Genomic DNA, 14,520 nt, shown 5'->3' with positions numbered 1-14,520 from the left:
GTTTTCCTGTCAGCGAGAGAGCACGGGCATGGTTCCCGCTTTTCCGGTAAAAAGTGACGGCTGCGAAACTTTCCCTTATGTTCGGGCGGGTTAAGCCGAAATGGACTTTGGAAAGATGGCGGTAAGGGTTAGACCCTAATTTACCGCAGGTTTTGGGTTGAGGGAGCTTTCACCATGGACGCGCTGATCATCGCGCTTGTTGCCGTCGTTACGCTGGGGATTGGCCTGTTCGCAGGCTGGAAGGCGGCGTCGCGCGGTCTCGAACCGCTCCAGAAGGAAGCCGACTTCCTGCGCGAGAAACTCGCGGTTGCTGATCGCGATGTCGCGGTGATGCAGGAAGAGAATAAGCGCATGCACGAGGTGAAGTCGCTGCTCGAGGCGGTGACCTCAGAACGCGACGAAGCGCTCCAGAAGAATGCGGCCTTCGAGGCCGACAAGCGCAATGTCGACGAGCGTATCCGCGATCTCGAGGCGACCAAGGACAAGCTGGTCGCGCAATTCCGCGAGATTGGCGACATGATGCTCGACAAGGCGCAGCGCGAATTCCTCGAGAAAGCGCAGACCCGCTTCAAGGAAGCCGACCAGCAGAGCGAGCATAAGCTCAGCCAGCTCGTGAACCCGATCAAGGAACTGCTCAGCAAGCAGCAGGCCAAGATCGAGGATGTCGAGAAACAGCGCGTTGGCCATTATGAAGGCCTCAAGGCGGTCGTCGAGGAGGTCAAAGCCGGGCAGGGGCAGGTCCGCGACGAGGCCCGCCACTTGGCGCAGGCCCTGCGCGCACAGCCCAAGGCACGCGGCCGCTGGGGCGAAAAGACGCTTGAAAACGTGCTCGAACAGGCCGGGCTCACCGAACATATCGACTATCAGAAGGAAGTGTCGGTCGACACCGAGGAGGGGCGCCTTCGTCCCGACGCGATCGTTAACCTGCCGGGCGGGCGAAAGCTGATCATCGACGCCAAATGTTCGTTGAACGCCTATCTCGATGCCGCCGACGAGGTGGATGACGAAAAGCGCGACGCGGCGCTGGCGCAGCACCTGTCGTCGATCAAGAACCATGCGCAGCAACTGGGCTCGAAAGCCTATTGGGCGCAGTTCGAGGAAAGCGCGGACTATGTGATCATGTTCGTGCCCGGCGAGCATTTCCTCACCGCCGCGCTCGAACAGGACAATACGCTCTGGGATTGGGCGTTCGAGCGCAAGGTGCTGCTCGCTACGCCGACCAACCTCGTTGCCATCGCCCGCACGGTGGCGAGTGTCTGGCGGCAGGAAAAGATGGCCAAGGAAGCCGGCGAGATCGCGGCGCTGGGCAAGGAGTTGCACAGCCGTATCGCGACCATGGCCGAACATGTCGCCTCGATGCAGACCAACCTCACACGCACCAACAATGCCTTCAACAAGATGGTCGGCAGCTTCGAAAGCCAAGTGCTGACGCAGGCCAAGCGTTTCGAAGACTATGGTGTCGGCAGCGCGAAAGAGCTTCCGTCCGTCTCGCAGATCGACAGTGCGCCGCGCGCGCTCACCAAGCTGGTCGAGGGCCTGCCGGGCGGCAAGCGCGAGAAGAAAGCGGGCTAGCGCCGGTCCACCAGGCTCGGGCCGCTTTCCCAACCGTCGACATAATAGCTGGCTGGCGCACCGCAGCCGGTCCAGTCTCGGCCGTCCGCAGCGACGTCGACATGGTAGGGATAGTCGCGGTCGCTCATGCCGTCGCTGCACAGGCCGGGCACGATTTCGACGCGAATGTCCCGGCCCTCGAAACGCCAGCCATCGAATGTTTCGACGACGCTCGGCGTATTTTCGCTGATATCGCCGCCATCGACGCGGTCGAAAGTCATGATGCGCTGGTCGACCTCGATGCCCCAGAACGGCTCGGTGCCGCCGCCGCGAAAGGCTTCGCCGAACGGCTCGAAGCGGACGCTTGCGGTTTGTGGATAGCGATCGGGCTCGGGGCGCTCGGGGCGCTGCGCCAGCGGTCGCACGTCGAACAGGGAAGCAGGGCCGCCGCAGCCGATCAACTGGTCTCGACCGACGTCGATGGTCACGCGGTCGGGATAGACCTTGTCCGAACCTTCGAGGCGACAGGGACGGCGCTCCATGGCCACCGCAAAGCGCTGACCGTCATAGACGTAGCCGGTCGGCATGGGGTTAAGGAACGGCGTCGACTGGCTGGTGCGAAAGGCATCCATCCGCGTCAGCGCCATCTGGCGATCGTCGACGATTAACCTCCAGCTGCCATTGGTGGCGTAATAGGGCTCCGGGGCAAATTGCTCGCCGCCGGGATAGATGATGCGCTGTCCCTGCGACTGCTGAGGGGCACCGCCGGTCGTGCAAGCGGCGAGGGCGAGGGGCAGGATGGCAAATACGGCTACTCTCATGCTTTCCTCCAGACATTGCGGACCTGGAATGCGGTGACCGCCGCCGCGATCGCGGCGTTGAGGCTGTCTGCGCGGCCATGCATCGGGATCTTCACGAGCATGTCGCATTCGGCCTCGTAGGCTTCGGGCAGGCCCTGGCTTTCATTGCCGATGAGGATGAAGCAGGGCTTCGCATAAGGCGCGGTGGCATAGTCATGGTTGGTCTGGAGGCTGGTCCCGACCAACTGACCCTCGCCTGAACGCAGCCAGGGAAGGAATTCGTCCCACGTCGCCTGCGCGAGCGCCTGAGTGAACATCGCGCCCATCGAGGCGCGTACCGTCTCGACCGCAAAGGGATCGGCGCTGTCGTCCAATAGGATCAATCCGCCAGCGCCCACGGCATCGCCGGTGCGTAGGATGGTGCCGATATTGCCGGGGTCGCGGAGCGCCTGGCCGATGAACCACAAGTCCGCAGCCGTGCGATCGATCCGCTCCAGCGAAGTGTCGGGCTGCTCATAGGCAGCGATCAGCGCCTGCGGATTATCCTTGCCGCTCATCTTGGTGAGGATGTCAGGGCTGGTGAGGATAGTGTCGCCGCCGGCTGCTTCGGTCGCGGCGATGATCTCCTGCGCCAGCGGATGGCGCATGCCCGCCTCGGCAAAGGCCAACACCTTGGGGAGCTGCCCTTCGTCGCGCGCTTCGGTGACGATGCGCAGACCCTCGGCGAGGAACAGGCGCTCGGCCCGACGCGCCTTCTTGTCGCGAAGGCTGCGGATCAGTTTGACGGTGGCGTTGGAAAAGGAGGTGATTTCGCGCGGCATGGCTGAGGGCCTAGGCCAGAACGCGCCGGGCCTCAATCCTCGTAAAACTTGTCCTTCACCAGCTTGGCGAGCTGGTCGAGTGCGGGCTTGGCCTCGTCACCTTCGACATGGATGGTGATGCAGTCGCCCATTGCGGCGCCGAGCATCATCAGCCCCATGATCGACTTGCCGGTGACGCGATTGCCGTCCTTTTCGACCTCGACCGTCACTTCCTCGCCCAGTTCGTGGACGAGATTGACGAACTTGGCCGACGCGCGGGCGTGCAGGCCGCGACGGTTCGAGATTTTGAGCTTGCGCGATTGAGTCATGCCGGTGGGGTCAGGCCGCTGCTTCGCCGAGGACTTCGGAGGCGACCGAGATATATTTCTGGCCGGCCTCGCGGGCCGCCGCGACGGCCTCGTGCACGCCCATCGTCTTGCGCGCGCTTTCGAGACGGATGAGCATCGGCAGGTTGATGCCGGCAATGACTTCGACGCACTGCGTCTCGCCCATCAGACTGATGGCAAGGTTGCTGGGCGTACCGCCGAACAGGTCGGTAAGGATGATGACGCCATCGCCCTGGTCGTTGCGTTCGATTGCCGCGGCAATGTCTTGCCGGCGCAATTCCATATCCTCGTCGGGGCCAATGCTGATGCCTTCGATGGCATCCTGGGGGCCGACGACATGTTCCATCGCTGAAATGAACTCGGTGGCGAGCCGACCATGGGTCACCAGAACCAAACCGATCATAAAACCGCTCTCAATCCTTCTTCAGGCCTTCTGGCCCTTCTTTTCGATCTTGTCATCAGGCTCGGTCTTGAGGTCCCGATGTCGGATCGACACGTCCAGCCCGTCTCCGCTCAGGCGACGGGCCATCTCTTCGGCTGCTGCCACTGATCTGTGGCGTCCCCCGGTGCAACCAAAAGCGATGGTCAGATAATGTTTGCCCGCCTCCCAATAGCGCGGAATGAGGTCGCGGACCAAGTCCTCGATTTTTTCCATGGTCGAACCAAAGGCCGGATCGCTGGAAACGTAGGTTTTCACGGGATCGTCACGGCCCGTTAACGGTCTCAGTTCGGGATCCCAATGCGGATTGTCGAGGAAGCGCATGTCGAAAGTGAGGTCCGCAGAACGCGCGACTCCGCGCGCGAATCCGAAGCTGGCGACGGTAATGACCGGCTTGTCCCGGCCTTCGCGAAAGCGGCTTTGCAGGTCGTCGCGTAATTCGACCGGCTTCAAGGCGGTGGTGTCGATGATGGCATTGGCCTGACGACGCAATGGTTTGAGCAAGCGCCGTTCGAGCCAGATTCCGTCCTCGGCGGGACGATCGGTAGCTAGCGGATGGCGACGCCGAGTCTCGTCGAAGCGCCGGACCAATTCCACGGAGGAGCAATCGAGAAAGAGGATTTCTGCGCGCACGCCCGACAATTCGCGGACCGCATGAAGCACGCCCTCGGGCGAGAAGCCGCGGCTGCGCATGTCGATGCCGATGGCCATGGGTGCTTCCCCGTCCGCCTCAAGCCCGTCCGACACGAACGGTTCGACGAGGTCGAGCGGGAGATTGTCGACAATGTCCCAGCCCCAATCCTCGAGCGTATCGAGCACGGTGGACTTGCCCGCGCCCGACATGCCCGTGACAATCAGCAGGCGGCGCTTGTCGCTCACTGGTCCTCCTCGATCCGCGTCATGGCGATGTCGACGATGACGGGGGCGGAGGCGGCATGGCTGCGCACGCACAGCTTGGGAAGCTCGATGCCGAAGATGGTCTCGACCTGCGGGTCGAGTGGCAGTCGCTCGGGATCATCCTGCAATTCGACGCACAGGATCAGGCGGACGTCGCTCACCACCGCCATTTCGATGATGCCGAGGCCGCGCACTTCCATCTTGCCCTCGATCGAGGGCGGCGCGCTGGCGCGCAGGACGCCGTCCTTGTTGGCGATCAGCGTCTGGTCGTCGGAGACGAGGACATAGCCACGGTCGATCAATTGGAGCGCGAGGTCGGATTTGCCCGAACCTGACGGGCCCTTGATCATGACGGCGCGGCGGCCCTTGGCGACGGTGGTCGCGTGAAAGCTTTCGGTCGATACCGTGCTCACAGGCTTGCCTCGGCGGGCAGTGTCAGCATGAAGCAGGCTCCTTCCTTGCCATCCTTGCGGTCGCATACCGAAATCGTGCCTTCATGTCCCTCGATAATGGCGCGGGCGATGGCAAGCCCCAATCCGGAGTGGCGCCCGAACTCGCTGGTGTCGGGGCGATGCGAATGGAAGCGGTGGAAGATGGCGTCGCGCTGTTCCTCGGGCACGCCGGGGCCTTCGTCGACGACCTGGATGTAGATGAGGTCCTCGTCGCGCGACAGCGTGAGCCGGACCGTGGATTCGGGCGGCGAGAAGCTGATGGCATTGTCGAGCAGATTGTCGATCGCGCGGGCTAAGCGGATCGGTTCGCCCTGCACGATGGCGCGGCCGTTGGTGCGGTCGTTGACCTCCAGATAGGCGTTGCCTGTCTCGCGCCGCTCGCGCCAGTCATCGACAAGGTTGCCGATGAGCGAGGACAAGTCGATCGGTTCGAACGGCGTGCGGGTGAGCTGCGCGTCGGTGCGCGCCGCCTCGCTGATATCGCTAATCAGGCGGTCGAGGCGGGTAATGTCCTGCCGCACCACGTCGAGCAGTTGGTTCTTGAGCTCGGGATCGTCGATTCGCTCGAGGCTGTCGACAGCGCTGCGGAGCGAGGCGAGGGGGTTCTTGAGTTCGTGACTGACATCCGCGGCGAATGCCTCGATCTTGTCGATGCGGTCGGCCAGTGCCTGGCTCATGTCGCCCACGGCACGGGCAAGGGCACCGATTTCGTCATAGCGATTGGGCAGGCGCGGCACGCGGACTTCGCGCGACCGACCGGCACGAACGCGCTGCGCAGCGAGCGCGATGCGGCGCAACGGACGTGCGATGGTGCGCGCCAGGAAGAGCGAGAGCAGAACCGACAGAAGCAGCGCGCCCGCCATCATGATGGCGAGGGAACTGCGCTCGCGGCGGACCATGTCGGTATAGTCGCGATCGTTGATCGTCGCGAGCAAAGCGCTGCCATCGCCCAAGGGGACGGCGGCCGAAAAGACCGGCGTGCTTTCCGGTGCCTCGCGGACCCTTGTCTGGATGCGTTCGCCCTGCAGCGCCGCGCTGATCTCAGGCCATGCGACGGCTCGATCTACTTCTGGTTCCGCGAACGGCTCGAGCGAGGGAGCACCCACCAGCCCGTTGAAGCCTCGGTCGATGATCCGTGCGGCCTTGAGGTGCCACGGCAACAGATCAGGGTCCCGCAATTCGTATGTGACGGGGCCGGCATTCCAGCTGTCGGCCAGTGGTATGCCGTCCGCACCATAAAGGCGGAACCGCACCCCTTCGGCGCGGCCGAGCGCGGCGAGCAATTGTCCCTGTTCGTCGGCATCGACGCGGACGCTGGCCTCGGCTGCGGCGATTGCATTGTCGGCGAGGCGGGCTACACGCTCGTCGCGCAGCTGGTTGCGATAGGCGTCGAGCCAGATCACGCCGACCGTGAACAAGAGGATCGGCAGGATATTCACCGCGAGGATGCGGTGGACGAGCATCCAGAACCGCCAGAAGGCCGGTGCGCCTTTTTCGCGAAAAGGCATCACCAATCGTCGCTTGGAACGGCTCGTCATTCCTCGCCGAACCGGTAGCCCACGCCGTACAGGGTTTCGATCATATCGAATTCCTTGTCGGTGCTCCTGAACTTGCGGCGGATGCGCTTGATATGGCTGTCGATGGTGCGATCATCGACGAACACGTCGTCCTGATAGGCCGCATCGAGCAACTGGTTGCGGCTCTTCACTACGCCAGGCCGCTGCGCCAGCGTTTCAAGGATCAGGAATTCGGTCACGGTGAGCGTGACCGGCTTGCCGTCCCAGCTGACCTTGTGACGCTGCGGGTCCATTTCGAGCCGGCCACGGATCATGAGGTCGCTGGCCTCGCTCGCCTCCTCATTGTCGCGCCCTGCCGCCAATTCTTGGCGACGCAGGATGGCGCGGATGCGAGCGATCAGGAGGCGCTGCGAGAAGGGCTTGGTGATATAATCGTCTGCACCCGAGGCAAGGCCTTCTGCCTCGTCGGTCTCGTCATCCTTCGAGGTCAGGAAGATCACCGGCATCGTCCCGACGGGAGCGGGGGCCTCGCGGACCCGGTGGAGCAACTCCATCCCGTCCATGCGCGGCATCTTGATATCGAAGACGCCAAGGTCGGGCGGATCGTCGGCAAAGGCCTTCAGCGCCGATGCGCCATCTGTATAGACCCGGGTCACGAAGCCTTCCGCCTGCAGCGAGATGGAGACCGAGGTCAGGATGTTCCGGTCGTCGTCGACGAGGGCGATCACTTGGCTCATATCCCTTCGTCCTGTCGCGCAAAGGGCGCATCATGACAAGTTTCTTAAATTGGGAACGTTCACAGCTTTGACCCATTCCGGTGCGCTCCCTATAGCCCCACTGCATACGTATGCGCCGCCCGAAAAACGGGCGCGTTAGAGCGAGTTAGCGAAAGGAAACAGCGTGACCGACCGGACGCCAGCCTACGGGCTCGACGATCAGGGTATCAAAACCGCCGCCACCCTCCACTGGAATCTGACGACGGCCCCTCTGGTCGAAGAATCGCTGGCTCGCGACGAGGGTATCCTCGCCAAGGACGGCCCGCTCGTGGTCGCCACCGGCAAGCATACCGGCCGTAGCGCCAAGGATAAGTTCATCGTCCGCGACGATGTGAGCGAAGGCGAAGTGCATTTCGGCAAGGTCAATGTCGAGATGAGCGAAGCGCATTTCGATGCGCTCCACGCCGACTTCATGGCCGCGCTCGGCGACAAGAAGGAATTGTTCGTCGCCGACCTTTATGGCGGTTCGCAGCCCGAGCATCGCGTCAACGTGCGGGTCATCAACGAATATGCCTGGCACAACCTGTTCATCCGCACGATGCTGGTGCGTCCCGAGGCGGGCGAGCTGCCCGGCTTCACCCCCGAATATACGATCATCGACCTGCCTAGCTTCCGCGCCGACCCGGCGCGTCACGGCACGCGCAGCGAAACGGTCATCGCGGTCAGCCTCAAGCACAAGCTGATCCTCATCGGCGGTACCGAATATGGCGGCGAGATGAAGAAGTCGGTCTTCGGCCTTCTCAATTTCATCCTGCCGACCAAGGGCATCATGCCGATGCATTGCTCGGCCAATATCGGTGCGGATGGCGACACGGCGATCTTCTTCGGCCTATCGGGCACGGGCAAGACGACCCTGTCGGCCGATCCCAATCGCACGCTCATCGGCGATGACGAGCATGGCTGGTCGGACGAGGCGGTCTTCAACTTCGAAGGCGGCTGCTACGCCAAGATGATCCGCCTGTCGGAAGAGGCAGAGCCCGAAATCTACGCCACGACGCGTCGCTTCGGCACGGTCCTCGAGAATGTGGTGATCGATCCGGTCACGCGTGAGCTTGACCTCGACGACGCCACGCTCGCCGAGAATAGCCGCGGCGCCTATCCGATCGATTTTATTCCCAACACCAGCGCCCATAACCTCGGGCCGACGCCCAAGAATATCATCATGCTGACCGCCGATGCGTTCGGCGTGCTGCCGCCGATCGCGAAACTGACGCCCGACCAGGCGATGTATCACTTCCTGTCGGGCTACACGGCCAAGGTTGCAGGTACCGAGATTGGCGTGACCGAACCGGAGGCGACCTTCTCGACCTGCTTCGGCGCGCCCTTCATGCCGCGTCATCCGGCCGTCTATGGCAACCTTCTGAAAAAGCGCATCGCCGAGGGCGAAGTGGATTGCTGGCTCGTCAATACGGGCTGGACCGGCGGCAAATATGGTGTCGGCAATCGCATGCCGATCAAGGCGACCCGCGCGCTGCTTAATGCCGCGCTCGACGGCAGCCTTAAGGAAGCCGAATTCCGCAAGGACCCCAATTTCGGTTTCGCCGTGCCGGTCGCAGTGCCGGGGGTCGACAGCGCGATCCTCGAGCCGCGCGAGACCTGGGCGGACAAGAACGAATATGATGTGACTGCTGCCAAGCTGGTCGATTTGTTCAACGAGAATTTCTCGGAATTTGCCGAGCATGTCGACGCGGGTGTCCGCGAAGCAGGCCCGGTAAAAGCGACGGTCTAGCGACCGCTCGCGACCCGACGGTCAGCCGTCTTCGGCCCCGTCAGGAGAGAGGAAGGCCCGGCACCTCCTAGGGGAGGCCGGGCCTTTTTCATTCGATCAGTTGCGCCTTATGCGGCGTCTTTAATCTCGCGCAAGGTCACGTCGAAGACGAGATCTTCGCCGGCCAGCGGATGATTGCCGTCGGCCTTCACGCTTTCCTCGCCAACTTCGATGATGACGAGGTTGATGGGCTGGCCCTGCTGGTTCTGCGCCTGGAGGCCCATGCCGGGCTGCGGGGCCGGATCGGCGGGCAGGTTGGCGCGCGGAATGTCGATGACGAGTTCGTCGCGGCGCGGACCGAAGCCCTTGTCGCTATCGACCGCGACCTTCTTCTCTTCGCCGACGCTCATGCCCTGAAGGGCCTCTTCGACCTGCGGAAAGATCTGGTTCTGGCCAAGGGTGACGGTCTGCGGGCCGCTCTGTTCGGTATTGCCGACGACGGTGCCGTCGGCCTTCTGGACGACGAAGTCGATGGATACGGTGTCACCCGTCTTTGCTGAAGTCATGATTATCCTTTGGGGATCTGAAAATTGCGGCATCGGGACAAAGCCGGACATGCATCCGGCGGAGGAGCCGTGCCCATAGTGTCGCAAGCCAGCGCGCCTGCGTCAAATGAAGCGGCCCGCCTTCCGGAAATGCCGGAAAGCGGGCCGTTTTCTGTGGCGCAAACCCCGGACTAGTTTTTGAGCTTGTCTGAAACCTGACCGCCATTCTTCTCGAGTTCGAGCATGACGAGGCGGTGAAGCAGCATGTTGTCCTCTGCGCTGCCCGAATAGTCGCTATTGCCCATTTCCTGCGCCAATTCCTTGCGATTGTCATAGCTGGAATCGAGATCCAGCAGCTTCATGAGATCGACGATCGACGTCTGGTAATTGAGTTCCTGATCGGTCTGTGCCGCCTTGGCCGCGAGCACCGCATCGACATCGACACTGCCGCCGCCGATAGTTGGGGCAGGCTGGGTGCGCTCGAATCCGCCGCTGCCGCCGCCAATCTGCACATTGCCGGTTTCCTTGGCTTCGGCTTTCTTGCCGAAGATCGCGTCCTTGATCTTGCTGAAAATCCCCATTTGCTGGCTCCCTACTAACTCGACGCGACACATCGTCGCTGTCGTTCGCTAGCCATCCAACGCACGAGCATGGCCTTTTGCGCCGTCGCGCAGCGCAAAAAGGAAGGGCGTTTTGCTTGGAAGCGATGATCGCCCCGAAGGAGCGTCAGCTCTTAGGGAGCATTTTCGGAGCTTCGAGAACGAGGCGCGTGCCTTCGACCTTCGTGATCACCATGCGGTCGCCAGCTTCCGCATCATAGGCGGCGCGGGCATTCCATTCGCTGTCGCCGAGCACGACGCGGCCTTCGCCGTCGACGAAATCGCTCTTCACGGTGACCTTGCGGCCGATGAGTTGACGCGCGCGGTCATTCATCATCCCGTCGCTCTCGTCATGCGCCGGATGGGCATACATGCGCTTGCCGATCAGGACGGCGACAGCAGTGTAGACGATCATCAGGATGATCTGGTGGGTCACGCCCAGGTCGAAGGCCCAGGTGAAGACCCCGGTCGCAATGGCTGCCGCGCCGACGAAGGCGAGGAAGACGCCGGGTGCCATCAGCTCCATGGCGAGCAGCAGGAAGCCGCCGATCAGCCACCAGCCGCCGGGCGGAATGCTCGACAGGTCCATCAGTCGCGGCCCGATTTGGGCGCGCCCGACCCGGAAATCCGCGCGGCAACGTCGCCATCCTTGCCGAGCACTTCCTTGGACAGTTCGGCAATCCCGCCGAGCGAGCCGATGAGGTTGGTCGCCTCGACCGGGAAGAGGATGGTCTTGGCATTGGGCGAGGTGGCGAACTTGCCGATCGCGTCGACATACTTTTGCGCGATGAAGTAGTTGATCGCCTGCTTGTCACCCGACGCGATGGCGTTGGAGACTGCTTCGGTCGCCTTGGCCTCGGCTTCGGCCAAGCGGATGCGGGCCTCGGCCTCGGCATAGGCGGCTTCGCGTTCGCCCTCGGCCTCGAGAATCTGCGCCTGCTTTTCGCCTTCGGCGCGGAGGATTTCGCTGGCGCGATGTCCCTCGGCTTCGAGGATGGCGGCGCGCTTTTCACGCTCCGCTTTCATCTGGCGGGTCATCGCGTTGACGATGTCGCTGGGCGGGCGGATGTCCTTGATCTCGACGCGGGTGATCTTGACGCCCCAGGCCTCGGTCGCCTGGTCGACGACGCTCAGCAAGCGGGCGTTGATTTCGTCGCGCTTCGACAGGGTTTCGTCGAGGTCCATAGACCCCATCACGGTGCGCAGGTTGGTGGTCGAAAGCGCCATCAGCGAGGAATAGAGGTCGGACACTTCATAGGCCGCCTTGGAGGCTTCGAGCACCTGGAAGAAGACCACGCCGTCGACGCTCACCATGGCATTGTCCTTGGTGATGATTTCCTGGCCCGGAATATCGACGACCTGCTCCATCATGTTGATCTTGTGCCCGACGCGATAGAAAATCGGCGGCACGAAGTTGAAGCCCGGCTGCGCGGTGCGCGTGAAACGCCCGAAATGCTCGATCGTGTAACGATAACCCTGCCGCACGATCTTGATCGCTGCCGCGAAGTAGAGAAAAACGAAGAAGGCGATAGCGCCGAGAATGATTTCCATGGACCGGGTCCCCCACGTGGATTTGGTATGTCCGACATGATGGCGAAGGGGAGCCCATGACGCAAAGAAAATTCGCCCGCCGTGCGGCGCTTTTCGACCGACCGGCAGTGCTGTTCTGCCCGGCATCGCGCGAGCGCGCGGTCGCCAAGGCGAAAGACAGCGGCGCGGACATGGTCATCTTCGATCTGGAAGATGCGGTAGCGGAAGCGGACAAGGCAGCGGCACGCGATGCTGCAGTCGCTGCCGTTGCCGAGGAATGGCCGATGCCCGTCGGAATCCGGATGAACGCGATCGGGTCACCCCATCATGCAGCGGACGTGGCCGCCTTATGCGGGTCGGCCGCCGATTTCCTTGTGGTGCCGCTGGTCGGCTGCGCCGAGGAAATCGCAGCGGTCGCCGAAAAAGCGACGCAGCCCGTCGCCGCGATGGTCGAGACGGCGCGCGGCGTGTTGGCGGCGCCCGACATCGCCAAGGTCGCTGCAATGCTGATCGTCGGGACCAACGATCTTGCGGCGGATTTGCGACTTCCGAGTTCATCGGGGCGCGGTGCGATGAGCCATGCGATCCAGCGTGTCGTGCTGGCTGCGCGAGCGCGCGGGGTCGCCGTTTATGATGGCGTGTTCAATCGGATCGACGATGCCGAAGGGTTTGCAGAAGAGGCAGCCGAAAGCGCTTCTTTGGGCTTCGATGGCAAGACGCTGATCCATCCGAGCCATATCGCACCCTGTCAGGAGGCCTTCGCGCCAAGCGACGCAGATATTGAGCGCGCCGAGCGCATGCTTGCGGCGGCTGCGGAACGGGGCGGCGCGATCAACTTCGAGGGCGAGATGGTCGAGGAAATGCATCTCGCCTCGGCGCGGCGACTGCTCGAACGGGCGGGGCACTAGAGCCTCTGGTTGTGCAAGACTGCGTGTCGGCTTAGGGTCGAGGCGAAGGGTTATTGGGGAGGGTGTGCGTGTCCAAGTTGATGTCTAGCCGGATCGGGCTTGCCGTGGGCGCCTTTCTGGTGCTGGCTTCCTGCGGTGGTGGTGGCGGTAGCACCGGTGGCGGTGGCTCGGCGGGTAATCCCACGCCCACACCTACGCCGACACCCACGCCGACACCTTCGACCGGCCTTGCCGAAGTCGAAGCGGCCTTGATGGCCGATATCGAAGTGCTTGCCAGCGACGGCTTTGCGGGACGCTTCCCGGGCAGCGCCGGCGGTACGCTCACCGAAAACCACATCATCAACGAGCTGGATGCGGCCGGCTTCGAGCCTGGCTTCGGTGCCAGTTGGCGCCAGAGCGTCCCGCTGCGTGGGCTCGTGCCGACGAGCCTCAGCTGGAGCATCAGCAGTACCGACGTCTATGTCGACGATACCTATCTTTATCGTACGCCGGCAGGCACGCGGACGATCGACGATGCCGATCTCGTGGCGATCAACAGCGAGAGCGATATTCCCGCCGATATGAGCGGCAAGATCGCACTCATCGATACGACCAACGGGTTCAGCAATCTCTATGGCACGGCCCAGTCGCGCGGTGCCGAGGCGACCGTCCTGTTCTGGCCGACGCAGGCCGCGTTCGATGCTTACGAGTTGTCGGCAGGGCGCGGCCGCTACAAGCTTGCTGACGGATCACCGCTGCCGACGCCCGACACGCTGCTGCTCGTCGGGCCTGACGGGGCGCAGGCGATGCTGAGCGCGCTGGGCCTGACGCTGACTGGCTTCCGCAACGCCAATGGCGTCGTCGGCACCGGTGACCTATCGGCGAGCGCGCAGGACCAGATATTCTCCTCGAACAATGTGCTGGGCAAGCTGCCGGGCACCAATTCGGGAGCCGGCGCTGTCATCGTGCTCGGCCATTGGGACCATCTCGGCCAATGCGGCCATCCGCTCGATCCCGACACGATCTGCAATGGCGCGGTCGATAATGGTAGCGGCATCGCCGCCATGCTCGAAGTCGCGCGCCAGATCGCCGACGGGCCGCGCCCCGAACGCGACATCTACATCTTCGGGACCACCGCCGAGGAAATGGGCCTGCTCGGCGCGCATTATTTTGCCGACAATTCGCCTATCCCGCTGAGCAGCATCCAGGCCGCGCTCAATCTCGACACCTTGTCGATCACAGAGGCGAACCAGCCCCTAGGCGTCATCGGTTGGAATCAGACCCCGCTCGACCAGTCCATCATGGATGTCGCCAACCGGCTCGGCCGTACGGTGTCCCCGGGCCAGGAGACCGAGCTTTACCTGCAGCGGCAGGATGGTTGGGCCTTCCTCCAGCGCGGCGTGCCCTCGGTGCTGATCAGCTCGAGCTTCGGCAATTTGGCGCTCGACCAGCAATTTATCGACACGCGCTATCACCGCGCCAATGACGATGTGCATCCGGGCCTCGAGCTTGGAGGCGTGGCGAGCGATATCGAGCTTTATGTCGAATTGGTGCGCGTGTGGGCCGATCCCACGCAATTCACGCGGACCGCGACGCTCAATGTCGAAGCGCCGCCCATGTCGGGCGCGGTCGACCTACACGGACATCCGGTCATTCGTTAGCGCTTCCCCCT

Annotated in this window: 16 protein-coding genes; 4 read left to right on the top strand and 12 right to left on the bottom strand. The window is 63.0% G+C overall.

Annotated features, from left to right (window positions below; all coding sequences use genetic code 11):
* Positions 1 to 174 precede the first annotated feature (174 nt).
* Entirely contained in the window at positions 175 to 1,572 is a 1,398-nt protein-coding gene (locus NDO55_RS04055) for a DNA recombination protein RmuC (protein WP_252112665.1), read from the top strand.
* On the opposite strand, the gene NDO55_RS04050 is transcribed toward NDO55_RS04055, so the two are convergent.
* From NDO55_RS04050 to NDO55_RS04015, 8 genes are read right to left on the bottom strand one after another with little or no spacing between them, the layout of a single operon-like run.
* Entirely contained in the window at positions 1,569 to 2,372 is an 804-nt protein-coding gene (locus NDO55_RS04050) for a hypothetical protein (RefSeq protein WP_252112663.1), read from the bottom strand. The genes NDO55_RS04055 and NDO55_RS04050 overlap by 4 nt on opposite strands.
* Positions 2,369 to 3,172 carry a TrmH family RNA methyltransferase gene (locus NDO55_RS04045; protein WP_252112661.1) on the bottom strand — a complete coding sequence of 268 codons (804 nt, stop codon included), beginning with the start codon at positions 3,170 to 3,172 and terminating at the stop codon, positions 2,369 to 2,371. Before NDO55_RS04045 ends, NDO55_RS04050 begins: the two co-directional genes overlap by 4 nt.
* Positions 3,173 to 3,204: 32 nt before the next feature.
* Positions 3,205 to 3,480: an HPr family phosphocarrier protein gene (locus tag NDO55_RS04040; protein ID WP_252112659.1), complete on the bottom strand. Its 276-nt coding sequence runs from the start codon at positions 3,478 to 3,480 to the stop codon at positions 3,205 to 3,207.
* Positions 3,481 to 3,490: 10 nt separating this feature from the next.
* Complete coding sequence (locus tag NDO55_RS04035; protein WP_252112657.1) at positions 3,491 to 3,901, bottom strand: PTS sugar transporter subunit IIA; 411 nt, start codon at positions 3,899 to 3,901, stop codon at positions 3,491 to 3,493.
* Between the two features lie 21 nt (positions 3,902 to 3,922).
* Positions 3,923 to 4,816: an RNase adapter RapZ gene (gene rapZ / locus NDO55_RS04030; RefSeq protein WP_252112655.1), complete on the bottom strand. Its 894-nt coding sequence runs from the start codon at positions 4,814 to 4,816 to the stop codon at positions 3,923 to 3,925.
* On the bottom strand, positions 4,813 to 5,247 hold the full coding sequence (locus NDO55_RS04025) for an HPr kinase/phosphorylase (RefSeq protein WP_252112653.1): 435 nt from the start codon (positions 5,245 to 5,247) through the stop codon (positions 4,813 to 4,815). The genes rapZ and NDO55_RS04025 overlap by 4 nt, the downstream gene beginning before the upstream one ends.
* Entirely contained in the window at positions 5,244 to 6,824 is a 1,581-nt protein-coding gene (locus NDO55_RS04020; RefSeq protein WP_252112651.1) for a sensor histidine kinase, read from the bottom strand. The genes NDO55_RS04025 and NDO55_RS04020 overlap by 4 nt, the downstream gene beginning before the upstream one ends.
* Positions 6,821 to 7,540, bottom strand: a complete 720-nt coding sequence (locus tag NDO55_RS04015) for a response regulator transcription factor (RefSeq protein WP_252112649.1) — start codon at positions 7,538 to 7,540, stop codon at positions 6,821 to 6,823. The genes NDO55_RS04020 and NDO55_RS04015 overlap by 4 nt, the downstream gene beginning before the upstream one ends.
* 163 nt (positions 7,541 to 7,703) lie before the next feature.
* Between NDO55_RS04015 and NDO55_RS04010 the strand changes: the two genes are divergently transcribed.
* Positions 7,704 to 9,308, top strand: coding sequence for a phosphoenolpyruvate carboxykinase (locus NDO55_RS04010; RefSeq protein WP_252112647.1), 1,605 nt, complete (start codon positions 7,704 to 7,706; stop codon positions 9,306 to 9,308).
* Between the two features lie 107 nt (positions 9,309 to 9,415).
* Here NDO55_RS04010 and NDO55_RS04005 read toward each other — a convergent pair whose 3' ends face one another.
* From NDO55_RS04005 to NDO55_RS03990, 4 genes are all read right to left on the bottom strand, one after another.
* The gene (locus tag NDO55_RS04005) at positions 9,416 to 9,853 is read right to left on the bottom strand and encodes an FKBP-type peptidyl-prolyl cis-trans isomerase (protein ID WP_252112645.1); all 438 of its coding nucleotides are present in this window, start codon (positions 9,851 to 9,853) and stop codon (positions 9,416 to 9,418) included.
* 170 nt (positions 9,854 to 10,023) lie between these two features.
* Positions 10,024 to 10,413, bottom strand: a complete 390-nt coding sequence (locus NDO55_RS04000) for a DUF3597 domain-containing protein (protein ID WP_252112643.1) — start codon at positions 10,411 to 10,413, stop codon at positions 10,024 to 10,026.
* A 145-nt stretch (positions 10,414 to 10,558) separates the two neighbouring features.
* Complete coding sequence (locus tag NDO55_RS03995) at positions 10,559 to 11,020, bottom strand: NfeD family protein (protein ID WP_252112641.1); 462 nt, start codon at positions 11,018 to 11,020, stop codon at positions 10,559 to 10,561.
* Positions 11,020 to 11,982: an SPFH domain-containing protein gene (locus NDO55_RS03990; protein ID WP_252112639.1), complete on the bottom strand. Its 963-nt coding sequence runs from the start codon at positions 11,980 to 11,982 to the stop codon at positions 11,020 to 11,022. The genes NDO55_RS03995 and NDO55_RS03990 overlap by 1 nt, the downstream gene beginning before the upstream one ends.
* 56 nt (positions 11,983 to 12,038) lie before the next feature.
* On the opposite strand from NDO55_RS03990, the gene NDO55_RS03985 reads away from it, so the two are divergent.
* Together NDO55_RS03985 and NDO55_RS03980 are read left to right on the top strand one after the other, a co-directional pair.
* On the top strand, positions 12,039 to 12,869 hold the full coding sequence (locus NDO55_RS03985; RefSeq protein WP_252112637.1) for an HpcH/HpaI aldolase/citrate lyase family protein: 831 nt from the start codon (positions 12,039 to 12,041) through the stop codon (positions 12,867 to 12,869).
* A 68-nt stretch (positions 12,870 to 12,937) separates the two neighbouring features.
* Entirely contained in the window at positions 12,938 to 14,509 is a 1,572-nt protein-coding gene (locus NDO55_RS03980; protein ID WP_252112635.1) for a M28 family peptidase, read from the top strand.
* Positions 14,510 to 14,520: the final 11 nt, after the last annotated feature.

The sequence above is a fragment of the Sphingomicrobium sediminis genome, assembly GCF_023805295.1.
Lineage (GTDB): Bacteria > Pseudomonadota > Alphaproteobacteria > Sphingomonadales > Sphingomonadaceae > Sphingomicrobium > Sphingomicrobium sediminis.
This window is presented reverse-complemented; position numbering and strand designations above follow the sequence as displayed.